At 57.6% G+C, this 18,648-nt stretch carries 15 protein-coding genes; 4 read left to right on the top strand and 11 right to left on the bottom strand.

The features are described from left to right. Positions 1-2 precede the first annotated feature (2 nt). The 4 genes from nuoC to lrhA all read right to left on the bottom strand — a co-directional run bounded on the left by nuoC (position 3) and on the right by lrhA (position 4,672). Positions 3-1,799, bottom strand: a complete 1,797-nt coding sequence (nuoC, locus tag FO014_RS17740; protein WP_105231931.1) for an NADH-quinone oxidoreductase subunit C/D — start codon at positions 1,797-1,799, stop codon at positions 3-5. Between the two features lie 96 nt (positions 1,800-1,895). Beyond that, complete coding sequence (locus tag FO014_RS17735) at positions 1,896-2,570, bottom strand: NuoB/complex I 20 kDa subunit family protein (RefSeq protein WP_015673158.1); 675 nt, start codon at positions 2,568-2,570, stop codon at positions 1,896-1,898. A 29-nt stretch (positions 2,571-2,599) separates the two neighbouring features. Further along, positions 2,600-3,037 carry an NADH-quinone oxidoreductase subunit NuoA gene (gene nuoA / locus FO014_RS17730; RefSeq protein WP_015673159.1) on the bottom strand — a complete coding sequence of 146 codons (438 nt, stop codon included), beginning with the start codon at positions 3,035-3,037 and terminating at the stop codon, positions 2,600-2,602. 711 nt (positions 3,038-3,748) lie between these two features. Then, a complete protein-coding gene (gene lrhA / locus FO014_RS17725; protein WP_160030470.1) occupies positions 3,749-4,672 on the bottom strand; it encodes a transcriptional regulator LrhA in 924 nt (307 codons plus the stop codon). An 847-nt stretch (positions 4,673-5,519) separates the two neighbouring features. On the opposite strand from lrhA, the gene FO014_RS17720 reads away from it, so the two are divergent. Together FO014_RS17720 and yfbR are read left to right on the top strand one after the other, a co-directional pair. Further along, on the top strand, positions 5,520-6,734 hold the full coding sequence (locus FO014_RS17720) for a pyridoxal phosphate-dependent aminotransferase (protein ID WP_160030469.1): 1,215 nt from the start codon (positions 5,520-5,522) through the stop codon (positions 6,732-6,734). Between the two features lie 77 nt (positions 6,735-6,811). Beyond that, the gene (yfbR, locus tag FO014_RS17715) at positions 6,812-7,411 is read left to right on the top strand and encodes a 5'-deoxynucleotidase (RefSeq protein ID WP_015673162.1); all 600 of its coding nucleotides are present in this window, start codon (positions 6,812-6,814) and stop codon (positions 7,409-7,411) included. A 46-nt stretch (positions 7,412-7,457) separates the two neighbouring features. Here the strand turns inward: yfbR and FO014_RS17710 are convergent, their stop codons facing one another. From FO014_RS17710 to yfbV, 4 genes are all read right to left on the bottom strand, one after another. Further along, positions 7,458-9,290: an SLC13 family permease gene (locus FO014_RS17710; RefSeq protein ID WP_160030468.1), complete on the bottom strand. Its 1,833-nt coding sequence runs from the start codon at positions 9,288-9,290 to the stop codon at positions 7,458-7,460. 100 nt (positions 9,291-9,390) lie between these two features. Beyond that, positions 9,391-10,047, bottom strand: coding sequence for a sugar phosphatase (locus FO014_RS17705; RefSeq protein WP_105231935.1), 657 nt, complete (start codon positions 10,045-10,047; stop codon positions 9,391-9,393). Between the two features lie 17 nt (positions 10,048-10,064). Beyond that, positions 10,065-10,559, bottom strand: coding sequence for a YfbU family protein (locus tag FO014_RS17700; RefSeq protein WP_105231936.1), 495 nt, complete (start codon positions 10,557-10,559; stop codon positions 10,065-10,067). Positions 10,560-10,693: 134 nt separating this feature from the next. Beyond that, entirely contained in the window at positions 10,694-11,149 is a 456-nt protein-coding gene (yfbV, locus tag FO014_RS17695) for a terminus macrodomain insulation protein YfbV (RefSeq protein ID WP_105231937.1), read from the bottom strand. A gap of 365 nt (positions 11,150-11,514) precedes the next feature. Here yfbV and ackA point away from each other — a divergent pair, with 365 nt between their 5' ends. Together ackA and pta are read left to right on the top strand one after the other, a co-directional pair. Then, positions 11,515-12,717: an acetate kinase gene (ackA, locus tag FO014_RS17690; RefSeq protein WP_105231938.1), complete on the top strand. Its 1,203-nt coding sequence runs from the start codon at positions 11,515-11,517 to the stop codon at positions 12,715-12,717. Between the two features lie 162 nt (positions 12,718-12,879). Then, positions 12,880-15,015 (top strand): phosphate acetyltransferase, encoded by a 2,136-nt coding sequence (gene pta / locus FO014_RS17685; protein WP_172606333.1) that lies wholly within the window; start codon positions 12,880-12,882, stop codon positions 15,013-15,015. A gap of 453 nt (positions 15,016-15,468) precedes the next feature. On the opposite strand, the gene FO014_RS17680 is transcribed toward pta, so the two are convergent. From FO014_RS17680 to FO014_RS17670, 3 genes are read right to left on the bottom strand one after another with little or no spacing between them, the layout of a single operon-like run. Beyond that, the gene (locus FO014_RS17680) at positions 15,469-16,422 is read right to left on the bottom strand and encodes a transketolase family protein (RefSeq protein WP_160030467.1); all 954 of its coding nucleotides are present in this window, start codon (positions 16,420-16,422) and stop codon (positions 15,469-15,471) included. Beyond that, positions 16,415-17,254, bottom strand: a complete 840-nt coding sequence (locus FO014_RS17675; RefSeq protein WP_160030466.1) for a transketolase — start codon at positions 17,252-17,254, stop codon at positions 16,415-16,417. Before FO014_RS17675 ends, FO014_RS17680 begins: the two co-directional genes overlap by 8 nt. A gap of 13 nt (positions 17,255-17,267) precedes the next feature. Then, positions 17,268-18,647, bottom strand: a complete 1,380-nt coding sequence (locus tag FO014_RS17670; RefSeq protein WP_111736717.1) for a PTS ascorbate transporter subunit IIC — start codon at positions 18,645-18,647, stop codon at positions 17,268-17,270. Position 18,648 lies beyond the last annotated feature (1 nt).

Raw genomic sequence — 18,648 nt, 5'->3', positions numbered from 1 at the left:
AGTTAGCGGTCCACATCTGACATTACAAAATCGATACTACCCAGATAGACGATCAGGTCGGAAACCAGGCTGCCACGGATAACCGCCGGGATTTGCTGCAGGTGCGCAAAGCTTGGCGTACGTACCCGGGTGCGGTAGCTCATGGTGCTGCCGTCGCTGGTCAGGTAGTAGCTGTTAATCCCTTTGGTGGCTTCAATCATCTGGAATGATTCATTCGCTGGCATCACCGGGCCCCAGGAAACCTGCAGGAAGTGGGTGATCAGCGTTTCAATGTGCTGCAACGTGCGCTCTTTCGGCGGCGGCGTCGTCAGCGGGTGATCGGCCTTGAACGGGCCTTCCGGCATATTGTTCAGGCACTGTTCGAGGATGCGCAGGCTCTGGCGCAGCTCTTCCACCTTCAGCATCACGCGGCTGTAGCAGTCGCTGACGCCGTCGCCGACCGGCACTTCAAAGTCGAAGTTTTCATAGCCGGAGTACGGACGCCATTTACGCACGTCGAACTCGATGCCGGTGGCGCGCAGGCCGGCGCCGGTGACGCCCCAGTCCAGCGCGTCTTTGGCGTTATACGCCGCCACGCCGACGGAACGGCCTTTCAGGATGGTGTTTTTCAGCGCCGCCTTGACGTAGGAGTCCAGACGCTTCGGCATCCATTCCAGGAATTCGCGCAGCAGGCGATCCCAGCCGCGCGGCAGGTCATGCGCCACGCCGCCGATGCGGAACCACGCCGGGTGCATACGGAAACCGGTGATGGCTTCCACCAGATCGTAGATCTTCTGACGGTCGGTGAAGGCGAAGAATACCGGCGTCATGGCGCCGACGTCCTGAATAAAGGTGCTGATATACAGCAGGTGGCTGTTGATGCGGAACAGCTCGGACAGCATCACGCGGATGGTGTCGACGCGCTCGGGCACCTTGATGCCGGCCAGTTTTTCCACCGCCAGCACGTACGGCATTTCGTTAACGCAGCCGCCCAGGTATTCGATACGGTCGGTGTACGGGATGTAGCTGTGCCAGGACTGACGTTCGCCCATCTTCTCTGCGCCGCGGTGGTGGTAACCGATATCCGGCACGCAGTCGACGATCTCCTCGCCGTCCAGCTGCAGGATAATACGGAACGCACCGTGCGCCGACGGGTGGTTCGGCCCGAGGTTGAGGAACATGTAGTCCTCGTTCTCGTTGCCGCGCTTCATGCCCCACTCTTCCGGCTTGAAGGTCAGCGACTCCATCTCCAGATCTTCTTTCTGCTTGGTCAGCACGAACGGATCGAATTCGGTGGCGCGCGCCGGGTAATCCTTGCGCAGCGGGTGGCCTTCCCAAGTCTGCGGCATCATGATGCGCGTCAGGTGCGGGTGGCCGTCGAAGGTGATGCCGAACATTTCCCAGGTCTCACGCTCGTACCAGTTGGCGTTCGGGAACACCTTGGTCGCGGTAGGCACGTGCAGGTCTTTTTCAGCCAGCGCCACCTTCAGCATGATATCGCGGTTGCGTTCGATGGAAATCAGATGATAGAAAACAGAGAAATCCGCAGCAGGCAGACCCTGGCGGTGAGTGCGCAGACGCTCGTCAACGCCATGCAGGTCGAACAGCATGACATACGGCTTCGGCTGTTTTCTTAAAAACGTCATTACTTCCAGGAGCTGCTCACGCTTGACCCATACCACGGGCATACCGGTACGGGTTGCTTGAACAGTAAAGGCTTCCGGCCCAAAACGGTTGCGCAGTTCGCCGATCACCGGATCGTCAAGATGATCGCGGGTGTGCCAGTCAGGCAGAGCGTCGTGCGTCGTTGAATCTGTCATAATATTTTTTCACCACACTGAAGGGTCAAATCGCTGCAAGCTTAACTTTCGCTGTGTTTACCAATAGCGCATTAAGATGGACGTTAAATGAACGTCTTAAACCTCGTCAGGCGTGCGCAGATTGGTGACTGCAATACGCTCGCCGTGCTTGCGTTCTCTTTCCGACTGCATGTTGGCGCGATACACACCCTGATCGCCAACCACCCACGACAGCGGACGACGCTCTTTACCGATGGATTCCTGCAGCAGCAGCAGCGCCTGCATATACGCTTCCGGACGCGGCGGGCAGCCTGGGATATACACGTCGACCGGCAGGAACTTGTCCACGCCCTGCACCACGGAATAGATATCGTACATACCGCCGGAGTTGGCGCAGGCGCCCATGGAGATCACCCATTTCGGCTCAAGCATCTGCTCGTACAGCCGCTGGATAACCGGGGCCATTTTGGTGAAGCAGGTACCCGCCACCACCATAAAGTCGGCCTGGCGCGGGGAAGCACGCAGCACTTCCGCACCAAAACGCGCAACGTCATGAACGGCGGTAAACGAGGTCACCATCTCTACATAACAGCACGAAAGGCCGAAGTTATACGGCCAAAGAGAGTTTTTGCGCCCCCAGTTCACCATGTCATGCAATGCATGTTCGAGTTTACCCATGTAAACCGTGCGGTGAACCTGTTGTTCCAGAGGATCGGCGACGATCTCCTGTTTTTGCAGGGGGTAACGGTCGTTCTCACCGTTCGGGTCTATGCGGGTGAGCGTATAGTCCATCTTAATGCCTCGTTTTTAACCACAAATAACTACTGCGGATGACGGTTGGTGTTAGTGATCGTGCTTGGTTTGACCTGACGCTTTGAGCGTGCAGGCGTCCAGTCCAATGCGCCGATGCGCACCAGATAAACCAGACCGGCCAGTAGCACCAAAATGAAAATGGCGGCTTCGATAAAGCCCACCCAGCCGCTCTCGCGAATCGAGACCGACCAGGCATAGAGATACAAGGCTTCTACATCGAAAATAACGAAGAACATGGCAACCAGATAGAACTTGGCGGACAGGCGCATACGCGCCGAACCGACCGAGTCGATACCGGATTCAAACGGGGTGTTTTTGGCACGCGCACGGGCTCTCCCGCCCAGGAAATACGCGCCCAGCAGCATGAGGCCGCACAGCCCGATGGCCACGACAAGAAATACGGCGAATGCCCAGTGATGAGCGATAACTTCAGTGGTTGTTGACATACTCTTTGCTTACTCATCAAAAGTGGCGTCGATCATTCTGCTCTTATCACGGCAGTTAGTGCACCACATCGATTTAAGGGAAGGATAAATAACCACAAAAAACCAACTGCTATTACAATGCGTTAAGCAGCGTTTTTACTGTGGGCTTTTTACTCCTTTCTATAACCTTTTGTCAACTTTGACAAAAGTATCTACACATTAGTTTACATACGTATCATTTAATTAACATTTCATGCGCCAGCTTTCAGGCTAAATCGTGTCAGTCATTTGCTGTGTAGAAACAGATAGATATCAACCAATATGCACATTTCAGTTTTACTATATCATTCTCTCAGGTATTCCCTGTTGTTCCACTCACTACCTAGGGGTATTTTTTTGATCCAGGACACGTTTTCAGCAGAAATCCTCAAAAAAAGTGTGGCTCTTTAACATTTTTTATAAATTTAAGCGTGAATTTTAACCACACCTTCAGGCTATAAAATATCCATAAAAAAAACCTGCCTTCTTGATTTTCGCACAACAGGCAAAAAAGCGAAGATAAATATTTTCATGCGGATAAATGCGGATGAATGGCAGAAAAGAGACAAACAAACAGGCGTCACTACATGAATTGATGACGAAATGGCAATAAATACAATTTTTATGAAAAATGGCAAAAAAAAACCTCCGCCGTAGCAGAGGTTTTGTGGTTACTCGACGCGCTGTTTAGCGCTATTCATCGTCATCAACCGCATCTTCAGTGGATACGGCATTCTGGAAGCTGTAGTTGGTATTGCCGTGCTGTACCGCGCCGAAAATCGCCATCGCCAGCTCATTTTCGCACTGGATATCTTTACACAGCGTGTATTGCGTCTCCGGCAGCGCCGGCAGACCTTCCGCCGCGCCCAGCACGCGCAGATCCGGGCTCATCATCTCCACCGGACGGACGGTTACGCCCAGTCCCGCCTTACAGGCGGTGCGAACCGCCGACAGCGTAGAAGCCACATAGGCGATACGCCATGGGATCCCGGCCTCATCCAGGTGCTCGATCGCCATCGCGCGGAAAGGACAAGGCTCATCCAGCACCACCAGCGGGATCGGCTCATCCGGTTGGAAATGGTAATCCGCCGCGCAGTACCATAGCGTTGGCGAGGTGCGCAGCACCACATGCGGGTGGCCGACGGTATCGACGGTGGTAATGGCCAGATCCACTTCGCCGTTTTTGAGCATATCCAGCATAAATGGGCTACGCTTGACCCGTACGTCTACCGCCAGTTTCGGATAAACAGCGGTCACGCGGTTTAGCAGGAACGGTAAAATAGTGTCGGCCGTGTCATCGGAAGCGCCAATAGTGAGCACGCCCTTGATATTGTTAAACATCAACGAGGCGCAGGCTTCATCATTAAAGCGCAATATTTTTCTGGCATAACCCAGCAGCTGTATGCCATGCTCGGTAAGCAGTTTATTACGGCCGTGACGGGCGAATAACTCTTTGCCTACCAATTGCTCTAATCGCTGCATTTGCTGGCTGACCGCGGACTGAGTACGGCAGACGGCGACGGCCGCTGCGGCAAACGTATTCAGATCGGCAACAGCCACAAAAGTTCTTAGCAGATCGAGGTCGAGATTAAGTATCGGACGATTTGCATTGGTCATAGTGTTTTTCTTCACTTTTTAAATTCTATATTTGAAACTACCCTGGTGTATTTCTAAGGCACTGTTTAAAAGAACGGCGCCAGGTACGACACTACCCCACTCATAAGTGGAGGGCAAAAAATTCCTTATATTTCGTTACCTCTATCGCCTTTTAGAATGCAACCGATCGCTGCCGCTTAACTGGCACGGATCTGCGCTTTGCTAAAGTGATTGATTTGAGTGGGCACAAGAATTTTACTCATTCCCCCCGCTGAATTACCACACTTAATGTGCTTACTTTCTCTCATGTTCGCCCGCAACCTTAGCGTAAAAGCTCATGAAAACTTGGCATTTTTCGCCGAACAAATGCGCCAGGCATAAAAATAAATCAATAAATTCAATCAGTAAAAAACCATTCAATCTGAAAGCCAAAATAATAACTTAAATGTTAGTTAAGTCACAAAGTGAAAGTTTTCTAATATAAATATTGTTTATGTAGCAGTGTGGTGATGAATTCCCCGTCAAGCCATAAGACTAGTCCGGGAATATCACGCAGACCTCGGCATCACAAAGGAAACGCAACGGTTTGCTGCCGAAAACCAAAGCGCCCTTGCTCACGCTGTGCAGTCAGGTTTACGCCCCAGCGCGCCAAGCATAATAAAACACCAACAATTAAACAAAAAACAGAATTTAATGCCAACAAATTTTTTTAACCAGACTTATCATCGTTAAAATCGCCATTTTAGCCGATCGTTTGCACCAAAGGTGTGCGCAGCCCTTCAAAAGCGCAGGTACCAGGAGTACATTGGGCAGGTTGCGGCGTTCCACGGTAGGAATGCCCTATCCCAGCAGAAGGCACAGTTTTTTTATGTCCCCCATTGAGAAATCCAGCAAACTGGACAACGTTTGTTATGACATTCGCGGTCCGGTGCTCAAAGAAGCCAAACGCCTAGAAGAAGAAGGCAACAAAGTCCTCAAACTCAACATCGGCAACCCCGCCCCTTTCGGCTTTGAAGCGCCGGATGAAATTCTGGTCGATGTGATCCGCAACCTGCCGACCGCTCAGGGCTACTGTGATTCCAAAGGGCTCTACTCGGCGCGTAAGGCGATTATGCAGCACTATCAGGCGCGCGACATGCGCGACGTCACCGTCGAGGATATTTACATCGGCAACGGCGTGTCCGAGCTGATCGTCCAGTCGATGCAGGCGCTGCTGAACAGCGGCGACGAAATGCTGGTGCCGGCGCCCGATTACCCGCTGTGGACCGCGGCGGTTTCCCTCTCCAGCGGCAAAGCCGTCCACTATCTGTGTGACGAAGACGCCGGCTGGTTCCCGGACCTCGACGATATTCGCAGTAAAATCACCCCGCGCACCCGCGGCATCGTGATCATTAACCCGAACAACCCGACCGGCGCAGTGTACAGCAAAGCGTTGCTGGAACAGATCGTCGAGATAGCGCGCGAACATAACCTGATCATCTTCGCCGACGAAATCTACGACAAAATTCTGTATGACGCCGCCGAACATATCTCTATCGCCTCGCTGGCGCCGGACCTGCTGACCGTCACCTTTAACGGCCTGTCCAAGACCTACCGCGTCGCCGGCTTCCGTCAGGGCTGGATGGTGCTGAACGGCCCGAAAAAGCACGCCAAAGGCTATATCGAAGGGCTGGAAATGCTGGCATCGATGCGCCTGTGCGCCAACGTGCCGATGCAGCACGCCATTCAGACCGCGCTGGGCGGCTACCAAAGCATCAGCGAGTTTATTCAGCCGGGCGGCCGCCTGTACGAACAGCGTAACCGCACCTGGGAACTGCTCAACGAGATTCCCGGCGTCTCCTGCGTGAAGCCTCAGGGCGCGCTGTATATGTTCCCGCGCATTGACGCCAAACGCTTTAATATTCACGACGATCAGAAGCTGGTGCTGGATTTGCTGCTGCAGGAAAAAGTGCTGCTGGTGCAGGGCAGCGCGTTTAACTGGCCTTACCCCGATCACGTGCGCATCGTTACCCTGCCGCGCGTCGACGAGCTGGAAATGGCGGTCGGCAAACTGGGGCGTTTCCTGGAAAACTACCGCCAGTAAATGTCATTCACGGCGCGTTTGCATAAACGCGCCGTAGTGATCAGAATAAAGCTCCTTGCCGCCGTAGAGAACACCCCATGAGCCAGAGCCATTTTTTTGCCCACCTGTCCCGCCTGAAACTTATCAACCGCTGGCCGCTGATGCGCAACGTGCGCACCGAGAACGTCTCCGAGCACAGCCTGCAGGTGGCGTTTGTCGCCCACGCGCTGGCGGTGATCAAAAACCGCAAGTTCAACGGCAACCTGAACGCCGAACGCGTAGCGCTGCTGGCGATGTATCACGACGCCAGCGAAGTGATCACCGGCGATATGCCGACGCCGATCAAATATTACAATCCGCAGATTGCCCACGAATATAAGAAGATCGAAAAAGTGGCGCAGCAAAAACTGCTGGCGATGATCCCGGAAGAGCTGCGCAATGACTTTCGCAGCATCCTGGACGAGCACTGCTACAGCGAAGATGAAAAGCTGGTGGTCAAGCAGGCCGACGCCCTGTGCGCCTACCTGAAGTGCCTGGAAGAGCTGTCGGCGGGCAATCAGGAGTTTACGCTGGCCAAAGCCCGGTTGGAAAAGACGTTGCAACTGCGCAACAGCCCGGAAATGGAGTATTTCATGACGGTGTTTATCCCCAGTTTCAGCCTGTCGCTGGATGAGATCAGTCTGGACGCCGAACTGTAACCGTCAGGGCGCGGCAACCACGTACGCGCCCTGCAATTTACCACGCTCAGAACGGAAACAGCCACGGCACCAGCGCGACGCTGACCAGCATCACCAACACGGTGAACGGCACGCCAAGGCGCACAAAATCGCCGAACTTATAATTCCCCGGCCCCAGAACCAGCGTATTCACCGGCGAAGAGACCGGCGTCATAAAGGCTGCGGAAGCGGCAATGGCGATAATCATGGCGAACGGATACGGTGATACCGCCATTTCCCGCGCCGCCGCGATGGCAATCGGCGCCATCAGAACCGCCGTGGCGGTATTGGAGATAAACAGGCCGATCGTGGCGCACAGCACGAACAGGCAGAGCAGCATCACGCGCGGCCCCATATTGCCGGCCACGTCCATCAGCCCCTGCACGATCAGATCCACCCCGCCGGTCTTCTGCAGCGCCTGCGCAAACGGCATCATGCCGACGATCAGAATAATGCTCGGCCAGTGGATCGATTTATAGGCGCTTTCCATATCGATACAGCGGAATTTCCCCATCAGCAGGCAGGCGACCAGCGCCGCGATAGGGTTCGGCACCTCATCGGTCAGCATCATCGCCACCATCAGCGCCAGACAGAACAGCGCGTGCGGCGCCTGCGTCATCGCCGGCGCCACTTCGTCCACCTCCGCCGGCAGGTTGAGCACGATAAAGTCGTGAGTTTGGCTCTGCAGCTGGCGAATGGCCTTCCAGTCGCCGATCACCAGCAGCATATCCCCCAATGCCAGCGGTTCATCCACCAGCTTGCCCGCCAGCGTCTCGCCACCGCGGCGAATGCCGACTACGTTGAGATCGTAGCGGCTGCGAAAGCCGTTTTCCCGCAGGCTTTTACCCAGCAGCGCCGAATCGGGGATCAGCGATACCTCCGCCATGCCGACGTTGCGCGACTGTTCAGAGAAATAGTCGCCGCGCAGCACCATCGGCTCCAGCTGCTGCTCGCTGCAAAATTCACGCAGGTCAACGTCGCTGGCCGACATATCGATCAGCAGCACATCACGTTCGCGCAGCTCGGTACTGCCGGAGGCGCTGACCATCACCCGCCGGAAACGCTTCCAGCGCTCAATGCCCACCACGTTGGCGCCGTAACGCGCCCGCAGATGCAGCTCATCCAGCGAACGCCCCACCAGCGGGGAGCCGCGGCGCAGCGCCAGGCGTCGCGCCCGCCCGGTCAGTTTGTAATCGCGGATAAGATCGCGGAAAGTGCGCCGCTGCCAGCTCTCTTTACGGCTGTCCGGCGATTCGCCGCCCAGCCAGCGCCGCGCCAGCAGCATATAGCCCACGCCGAGCACCAGCACCACGATGCCGATCGGCGTGACGCCGAAGAAACCGAAGCCGCGAATGCCCTCGCGCACCAGCTCACTGTTCACCACCATATTCGGCGGCGTCGCCACCAGCGTCATCATCCCGCTGATCAGGCCGGCAAAGCTCAGCGGCATCATCAGCCGCCCCGGCGCGGTTTTCATCCGCGCCGCCACGCTGAGCACCACCGGGATAAAAATCGCCACCACGCCGGTGGAGCTCATAAACGCGCCCAGCCCGGCCACCGTCACCATCAGCAGCACCAGCATTTTGGTTTCGCTGCTGCCGGCCACCTTCACCAGCCAGTCCCCGACCTGATAGGCCACGCCGGTGCGCACCAGCCCTTCGCCGATAACGAACAGCGCGGCGATCAGAATTACGTTCGGGTCGCTAAAGCCGACCGTCGCCTCCTGCAAGGTTAGCGTTCCGCTTAACACAAAGGCGATGATCACCAATAAGGCGACCACATCCATGCGCAGTTTGTTGGTGGTAAACAGCACAATCGCCACCAGCAACAAACACAACACCCACAGTAATTCGCTGTTCAAATCGGCCTCGTCCGTCCGCCAGGTTCCAAGGTCTTAAAAATTAGCACAAAAAAACCCCGCGCATGCGGGGTCTAATCAATTTGCCGGCGAATAGCGGCGATCAGTCGCGCAGCGTGATGCGCGCGCCGTGCGCCCCGCCGTCAACCTGCAATTGCTCCAGGGAGGAAAGGCGCAGATCGACCTGTTCCAGCTGCGGCGCATCGGCAGGCGCATTGACCGCAATCACCTGACAGCCGGCGGCCAGGCCCGAAGCGATGCCCGCCGCCGCGTCTTCCACCACCACGCACGCCTGCGGCGCCAGCCCCAGGCGCTCCGCACCCAGCAGATAAGCGTCCGGCTGCGGTTTACCGCGCTCGACCTGCTCGGCGGTGACAAATACCGCCGGCAGCGGCAGCCCCGCCGCCTCGCGGCGCGCGCTGGCAACCGGCACCGAACCGGAGGTGACGATCGCCCAGGGAATACCCAGCGTGTTCAGCCGTTCCAGCAGCGCCGCCGCACCCGGCAGGGCGCGTACGCCGTCGGTATCCTGCGCTTCCACCTGCTCCAGCAGGTCGTGCTCATGCTGAATATCGGCCTCGCTGGCGCCCGGCATAAAGTGGCGCAAAGAGGTAATGGCCTGTTTACCGTGAATAAAATCCAGCACCTCCTGCGGATCGACGCCGTGCCGGTTGGCCCACTGGGTCCAGGCGCGCTCCACGACGGGCAATGAATCTACCAACGTACCATCCAGGTCGAACAGAAAACCTTTACACTCCACAGGAAACCTCTTTTTAATCAAGCATTAATAATTTGCGCTATCTCGACGGCGCTCAAATGATACTGACGCGGACAGGACAGCCACAGCGCCAGCATGCGCTGATATTTATCCCACATTTTGGTCTGGGCGTTAAAGCCGTGGCTGCCGGCGTCGAAGTGAGTATAGCGTCCCTCTGTGTTGACCAGGAAACGCACATAGCTCAGGTAGCGCGCCTCGGTCGCCGCATCAAAGCCGAGGAACGCCAGACGACGCGCCTCCAGCCCCTGGCGATCCTTGAGATTCTCCCAGGACACCTGCAGCGCATGGTGCATTTCCATAATATTGATGATGGTGCGGCAAACCTCTTCGCTCATCTCGTCAAAATCACGATCCAGTTCACGCAGCTGCAGGCCGAAACCGCGCTCCACCACGGTTTGCAGGCGGCGGTAGCGCTCGGCGTTGCCCGGGTCGAGCATCGTCATCATCTTATACTGGTTAGACAGGATCAGGCGTTGGGCGTGGGTCATTTCCATGTTTAGGGTCCTCAGTTCTGCAAATTGGCGTGAGCATCGCATACTGATTTGAGGCATGGAATCACAACCCGCCGCTTCTTTGATTTGCGCCAAGTTTGACGCCGCCGGGGCGTTACGCCCGGCGGCGGCGGACCTCAGAGATCGTCCAGGAAGGTCTTGTCCAGCTGCTTGAACGCGCGCTTGAGCAGATCCGCCAGCGACTGATAGGTCGGCGTGCCTTCCACCGGCGCCAGCGCCTGACCGGCCTGCGCCAGCTTGTCGCGCACCTCATGGAACCAGCCGAGCAACGCCGGCGGCAGCGGCGTCAGCGAACGGCGGCCCAGCCACCACAGCCCCTGCATCGGCAGGCTGCAGGCGAACAGCGCGGTGGCGATCGCCGGGCCGAGCTGGCCGCCCAGCGCAATCTGCCAGGTCAGGGTGAACACCGCCAGCGGCGGCATAAAACGAATGGCGAAACGAGTGGCGCGCGCAACGCGATTCTCCGGAAAGACCGGGGCCAGACGTTTGTCCGACGGCCAGGTTTTCATATAGTGCTGTCCGCGCTGGAATACCTGAAACCAACTTACGGAACCGGACGGTTTGCTCGTCATCGCATACCTCAACGTCGCAGAAAAATGGGGGTGGCGCCAACCACACTACTAAAAAATTTGAAGCTTTAAATTTATTTTGTGTTTACCGTGGGCTATCGGTATCCTAATCCGGCCTTTTGGCCAGCTAGAAGATGACGACAAGTTTGTCAAATTTTGTCAATTTTTAGCCCTATAACAAGCAAGATTACTTAAACTGCGGAGAAACACCCGGTTTTTTCACCATCATGTGTTTTCTGTGCTTCACATGATGTTAATCATAAATGTCAACGGCATTATGCGCTACGCTTGTTGTCTGATTGACGATTAATTCACTACGTGTTTTTTGATTTTCTTTTAACAACACGAACTATAAAGTAGGTACTTCCATGTCGAGTAAGCTAGTACTGGTTCTTAACTGCGGCAGTTCTTCCCTGAAATTCGCGATCATTGATGCTATCAACGGTGAAGAACATCTTTCCGGCTTGGCTGAATGCTTCCACCTCCCCGAGGCGCGCATTAAGTGGAAAATGGACGGCGGCAAGCAAGAAGCGGCACTCGGTGCCGGTGCGGCCCACAGCGAAGCGCTGAATTTTATTGTTAACACCATCCTGGCACAAAAACCTGAACTTTCCGCCCAGCTGACCGCCATTGGTCACCGTATCGTACACGGCGGCGAGAAGTTTACCGCCTCCGCCTTGATCAATGATGAAGTGCTGCAGGGTATCAAAGATTCCGTGCCGTTTGCACCTTTGCACAACCCGGCGCACCTGATCGGTATCAATGAGGCGCTGAAGTCTTTCCCTGCGCTGGCTGACAAGAACGTCGCCGTGTTCGACACCGCGTTCCATCAGACCATGCCAGAAGAATCCTATCTGTATGCCCTGCCGTACAGCCTGTACCGCGACCACGGCGTACGCCGCTACGGCGCACACGGCACCAGCCACTTCTTCGTGACTCAGGAAGCGGCCAAAATGCTGAACAAGCCGGTGGATGAGGTCAACGTCATCACCTGCCACCTGGGCAACGGCGGCTCCGTGACCGCAGTACGCAACGGCAAATGCGTCGACACCTCCATGGGCCTGACCCCACTGGAAGGTCTGGTGATGGGCACCCGCAGCGGCGACATCGACCCGGCGATCATCTTCCACCTGCATGACGCGCTGGGCATGAGCGTCGATCAGATCAACAAACTGCTGACCAAAGAGTCCGGCCTGCTGGGTCTGACCGAAGTCACCAGCGACTGCCGCTATGTGGAAGACAACTACGCCACCAAAGAAGACGCCAAGCGCGCGATGGACGTCTTCTGCCACCGCCTGGCGAAATACATCGGCGCCTACAGCGCGCTGATGGACGGCCGTCTGGACGCGGTGATCTTCACCGGCGGCATCGGCGAAAACGCCGGCATGGTGCGTGAAATGACCCTGAACAAGCTGGGCCTGCTCGGCTTCGAAGTCGACCATGAACGCAACCTGGCCGCCCGTTTCGGCAAAGCCGGGGCCATCACCAAAGACGGCAGCCGTCTGGCGCTGGTGATCCCGACCAACGAAGAGTTGGTTATCGCGCAGGACGCAGCCCGCCTGACTGCGTAACGTACCAAACACCGTCAGCTCCGGCTGGCGGTGTTGTTTCAGCCTTATCGCCGCCGCAGACGGCCCCGTTGGCCGCACCGCTTTGCCGCCCGGCCGCAGCGCACGATCAGGCGACTACCGCATATCCATCGTGAAGAGGACTATTCTGTGTCACGTACAATTATGTTGATCCCCACTGGCACCAGCGTCGGTTTGACCAGCGTCAGCCTGGGCGTCATCCGCTCCATGGAGCAGCAAGGCGTTCGCCTCAGCGTATTCAAACCTATCGCCCAGCCGCGCACCGGCGACGATACCCTCGACCAGACCACCACCATCATCCGCAGCAACTCCACCATTCCGGCCGCCGAGCCGCTGCGCATGAGCTATGTGGAAAGCCTGCTCAGCTCCAATCAGCAGGACGTGCTGATGGAAGAGATCGTGGCGCGCTACCACGAAAATACCAAAGACGCGGAAGTGGTGCTGATCGAAGGCCTGGTGCCGACCCGCAAGCACCAGTTCGCCAGCGCGCTGAACTATGAGATCGCCAAAACCCTGAACGCCGAGATCGTCTTCGTGCTGGCGCTGGGCAACGACTCGCCGGCGCAGCTGAAAGAACGCATCGAACTGGCGCGCACCAGCTTCGGCGGCAGCAAGAACAAAAACATCACCGGCGTTATCATCAACAAACTGAACGCGCCGGTCGACGAGCAGGGCCGCACCCGCCCTGACCTGTCGGAAATCTTCGACGACTCCACCAAGGCCAGCGTCGCCAATGTCGATCCGAAGCAGCTGTTCGCCAACAGCCCGCTGCCGGTGCTCGGCTGCGTGCCGTGGAGCTTCGATCTGATTGCCACCCGCGCCATTGATATGGCACGCCACCTGAAGGCGCGCGTGATTAACGAAGGCGATATCATGACCCGCCGCGTGAAGTCCGTGACCTTCTGCGCGCGCAGCATCCCGCATATGCTGGAACACTTCCGCCCGGGCTCGCTGCTGGTGACCTCCGCCGACCGCCCGGACGTGCTGGTTTCCGCCTGTCTGGCGGCGATGAACGGCGTGGAAATCGGCGCGCTGCTGCTGACCGGCGGCTATGAAATCGACGAGCCGATCAAAAAGCTGTGCGAACGCGCGTTCGCCACCGGCCTGCCGGTGTTTATGGTGGACACCAACACCTGGCAGACCTCACTGAGCCTGCAGAGCTTCAACCTCGAAGTGCCGACCGACGACCATCAGCGCATCGAAAAAGTGCAGAACTACGTGGCCAGCCATATCAGCGCCGAGTGGATCGAATCGCTGACCGCCGCCTCCGAGCGCTCGCGTCGCCTGTCGCCGCCGGCGTTCCGTTACGAGCTGACCGAACTGGCGCGTAAAGCCGGTAAACGCATCGTTCTGCCGGAAGGCGACGAGCCGCGCACCGTGAAAGCGGCGGCAATCTGCGCCGAACGCGGCATTGCCGAATGCGTACTGCTCGGCAACCCGGATGAGATCCAGCGCGTTGCCGCAGCGCAGGGCGTGGAACTGGGCAAAGGCATCGAGATCGTCGATCCGGAGCAGGTACGTGAAAACTACGTGCCGCGTCTGGTTGAACTGCGCAAAAACAAAGGCATGACCGAAGTGGTGGCGCGCGAGCAGTTGGAAGACAACGTGGTGCTCGGCACGCTGATGCTGGAAAAAGGCGAAGTCGACGGCCTGGTTTCCGGCGCCGTGCATACTACCGCCAATACCATCCGTCCGCCGCTGCAGCTGATCAAAACCGCGCCGGGCAGCTCGCTGGTCTCTTCCGTGTTCTTTATGCTGCTGCCGGATCAGGTGCTGGTCTACGGCGACTGCGCGATCAACCCGGATCCGACCGCCGAGCAGCTGTCCGAGATCGCCATCCAGTCGGCGGACTCCGCCAGCGCATTCGGCATCGAGCCGCGCGTGGCGATGATCTCCTACTCAACCGGTAACTCCGGCGCCGGCAGCGACGTGGAAAAAGTCCGCGAAGCAACCCGCCTGGCGCAGGAAAAACGTCCGGACCTGATCATCGACGGCCCGCTGCAGTACGACGCCGCCATCATGGCCGACGTGGCGAAATCCAAAGCGCCGAACTCGCCGGTTGCCGGTAAAGCCACCGTGTTCATCTTCCCGGATCTGAACACCGGCAACACCACTTATAAAGCGGTGCAGCGTTCCGCCGATCTGGTGTCCATCGGGCCGATGCTGCAAGGCATGCGCAAACCGGTGAACGACCTGTCGCGCGGCGCGCTGGTAGACGATATCGTCTATACCGTAGCACTGACGGCCATTCAGTCTTCCCAGGCTGATGCCCAGGCGTAATTCAAACGCCTGACAAAAAAATACAGGGGCCGGCAATGCTGGCCCCTTAACTCAGCACCCTGTAAGCAATAATCTGCTAACAGGGTGTTTTTTTATATGCTGTATTTCTGTTAGCACGATGCAACCAGAATTGCCGTAAACGTACGGTTATTCTCTGTAACGACAGTGAACGGCAATTGCAAGGGCCGTAGGCGCGGCCCCTGCACCCGCGCCCGCGCTTAGACACGTTCTGCCTGCTTCGCAGGTGCCCTCTCTGCGTCACCGTCGCCGGGCGGGTCGGCTCTACAGGCCTCCCTGCCTGTGGCGCCTCAACCGGACATCCCTGTCCGGTTGCCCCTGGCTCGGGTTCCTTGTTCGGCAGCCCGTGATGCGCGCTAAAGGTCAACACCCGAATCTGCAGTTACCGGGCCACTTAACTATCATTTTTGATATAAGCCAGGTAATAATCCCGCTTTACAACAGCTGCTGCGCCGCCGCCAGAATATGCTCCGCCGTCAGGCCATACTCCTGCTGCAGAAATGCCTGCGTACCGACCTGGCCATAGCGCTCCTTCACGCCTACCCGGCGCATCGGCGTCGGGCAGTGTTCCGCCAGCACCTCCGCCACCGCCGAACCCAGCCCGTTATGGATACTGTGGTTTTCACAGGTGACGATGCGCCCGGTTTTGGTCGCATAGCGGGTAATGATATCGCGGTCGATCGGCTTGAGGGTGAACATATCGATCACCGCCGCGCTGACCCCTTGCCGCGCCAGCATCTGCGCCGCCTGCAGCGCTTCAGCCACCATAATGCCGTTGGCGATCAGCGTGATGTCCTCGCCGTCGCGCAGCAGGTTGCCCTTACCGATGGTGAACTGCGCGCCATCCTGATAAATACGCGTCGCCTGCTTGCGCGTGGTGCGCACCCAGTAAAAGCCTTCCAGCGTCATCAGCTGGCGCAGGATATCAGCAAACATGGTGGCGTCGGTCACTTCCAGCACCACCGAGTGCGCCAGCCCGCGCACGATGCCCATATCCTCAAACGACATATGGGTGCCGCCGTTATGGCAGGCGGTCACCCCTGCATCGGAGGCGATCACCTTGACGTTATTGCGCTGATAATCCAGTGACATAAACAGCTGATCGAAACAGCGGCGGCTGGCGAAGGCGGTAAAGGTGTGCACGAACGGCACCCGCCCGGTCAGCGACAGGCCGGCCGCCACGCCGATCACATTCGCCTCCATAATGCCGCAGTTAATCACGTGGTGCGGATGATCGCGCTGTACGCCATCCATCGCCATCGAGCTCATCAGATCCGCCTCCAGCGCGATAATCGGCGCCCCCTGCTCTATCTGGCCGCGCACCATGCCGGCATACACCTGTCGCATTTCAACGCGGTCTTGTTCCATCTGCGTTCTGTCGTTAAACATGGGCGGCCTCCAGTTCGGCTATGGCGTGTTCGATATGCTGACGCACCTCCGGCGTCAGCCGCAGGTGGTGCGAGTTGCTCAGTTGCTCCAGATAGGGCACCCCCTGACCTTTAACACTGTCGAGAATCACCACCAGCGGCCGCTGCTCGCCGCTGCGGCGCGGCGCTACCGCCGCACGGATCGCCGCAATATCGTCCCCTTTGACACTCTCGGCCGCGAAGCCGAAGGCGCGGAACTTGCCCGCCAGATCGAAGGGTTTGATCACCTCATCCAGCAGGCCGTCCAGCTGCTGTTTGTTGTAATCGATAAACAGCGTCAGGTTGTGCAGATTGTGGTGCGCAATAAACTGGAACGCCTCCCAGCACTGGCCTTCGTTCAATTCGCCGTCCCCAAGCAGGCAAAACACCCGGTTATCGCGCTGCGCCAGCCGGTGCGACAGCGCCATGCCGGCGGCGATGGAGACGCCCTGTCCCAACGAGCCGGTGGTGGCATCCACCCCTCGGGTGCGCAGTCGGTCCGGATGGCTGGGCAGGCGGGTGCCGTTCTGGTTCAGCGTGCCCAGCTCTTCCAGCGGGAAATAGCCTTTCAGCGCCAGCGTGCTGTACAGCGCCGGGCCGGCATGCCCCTTCGACAACACAAAATTGTCGCGCTGCGGCCAGTCCGGATCGCCGGGATCGATGCGCATTACCTCGCCGTACAGCACCGCCAGCGTCTCCACCACCGACATGCAGCCGCCGTAGTGGCCGAAGCCCAGCCCAGTCAGCGCCTTCAGCGTCTCCAGACGAATTGCCTTCGCCAGCAGCCGCAGTTCCCTGATATCTGTCGTTGTCATTATATGGCCCTCACTATTTTTTAACGCCGTCGCCGGAAGGCGCGCCTTTGCGTTTCCCCAGCAGGTTATGCGCCACCAGCAGCGCGAAAATAATCACCACCGTCGCCATAATCGCTTCGGTATTCATAAAGCGCGCCATATTGCCCAGCACGATGCCCAGCACGCCAAAATCGGCGTCGGAGAAGGTGGTGTTGGCAAAACCCAGCGCGCCCAGCACCGGCAGCAGCAGCATCGGCAGGAAGGTAATCAGTACGCCGTTGGCAAACGCACCCAGCATGGCGCCGCGGCGACCGCCGGTGGCGTTACCAAAGACGCCCGCCGTCGCGCCGGTGAAGAAATGCGGCACTACGCCCGGCAGGATCAATACCAGCTTGAACTGTCCCAGCAAGAACAGGCCGACCAGCCCGCCCAGAAAGCTGAACAGGAAGCCGATCAGCACCGCGTTAGGCGCGTAGGGATACACCACCGGGCAGTCCAGCGCCGGGCGCGCATTCGGCACCAGCTTTTCGGAAAAGCCGGTAAACGCCGGCACGATTTCCGCCAGAATCAGGCGCACGCCCTGCAGGATAATAAACACCCCGGCGGCGAAGGTGATGGCCTGAATAATGGAGTACACCAGATAGTTCTGCCCGGCGCTCAGCGCGCTTTCCACATAGTTCTGCCCGGCGCTGATCGCCATGATCAGGTAGATAATGATCATGGTCAGCGAAATGGAGATCGAGCTATCGCGCAGGAAGCTGAGATTTTTCGGCAGGTTCATCTCTTCGGTGGAACGCGAGTTTTTGCCGACGCGGCCGCCAATCCAGCCGGACAGCACATATCCCAGGGTGCCGAAATGACCGAAGGCGATATCATCATTGCCGGTAATCCGCCGCATATAGCGCTGGGCAATGGCGGGGAAAAACGCCATCACCAATCCCAGCGTCAGGGCGCCGGTAAACACCAGCGGGATCCCCTCGAAACCGGCCACCGACAGAATGATGCTGATCATGCAGGCCATATAAAAGGTGTGATGGCCGGTAAGAAAAATGTATTTCAGCCGGGTAAAGCGGGCGACGATAATATTCGCCACCATGCCAAACGCCATAATCAATGCGGTAGAGGCCCCGTACTTCTCCAGCGCAATAGAAACGATCGCCTCATTATTCGGAATGATGCCCTGGATATTAAATGCGTGTTCAAACATCCCCCCCAGCGGATTCAGCGAGCTGACTAATACGCTCGCGCCGCCGCCCAATACAATAAAACCGAGAATGGTTTTTACCGTGCCCTTTACCACATCGGAAAACGATTTTTTCTGCGCTAATAAACCAATCAGCGCAATAACCCCCACCAGCACCGCAGGGACTTTTAATATATCAACCACAAATCTGAGCGTTTCCTGGATAAACATA

It is taken from the genome of Serratia rhizosphaerae (genome assembly GCF_009817885.1).
Lineage (GTDB): Bacteria > Pseudomonadota > Gammaproteobacteria > Enterobacterales > Enterobacteriaceae > Serratia_B > Serratia_B rhizosphaerae.
This window is presented reverse-complemented; position numbering and strand designations above follow the sequence as displayed.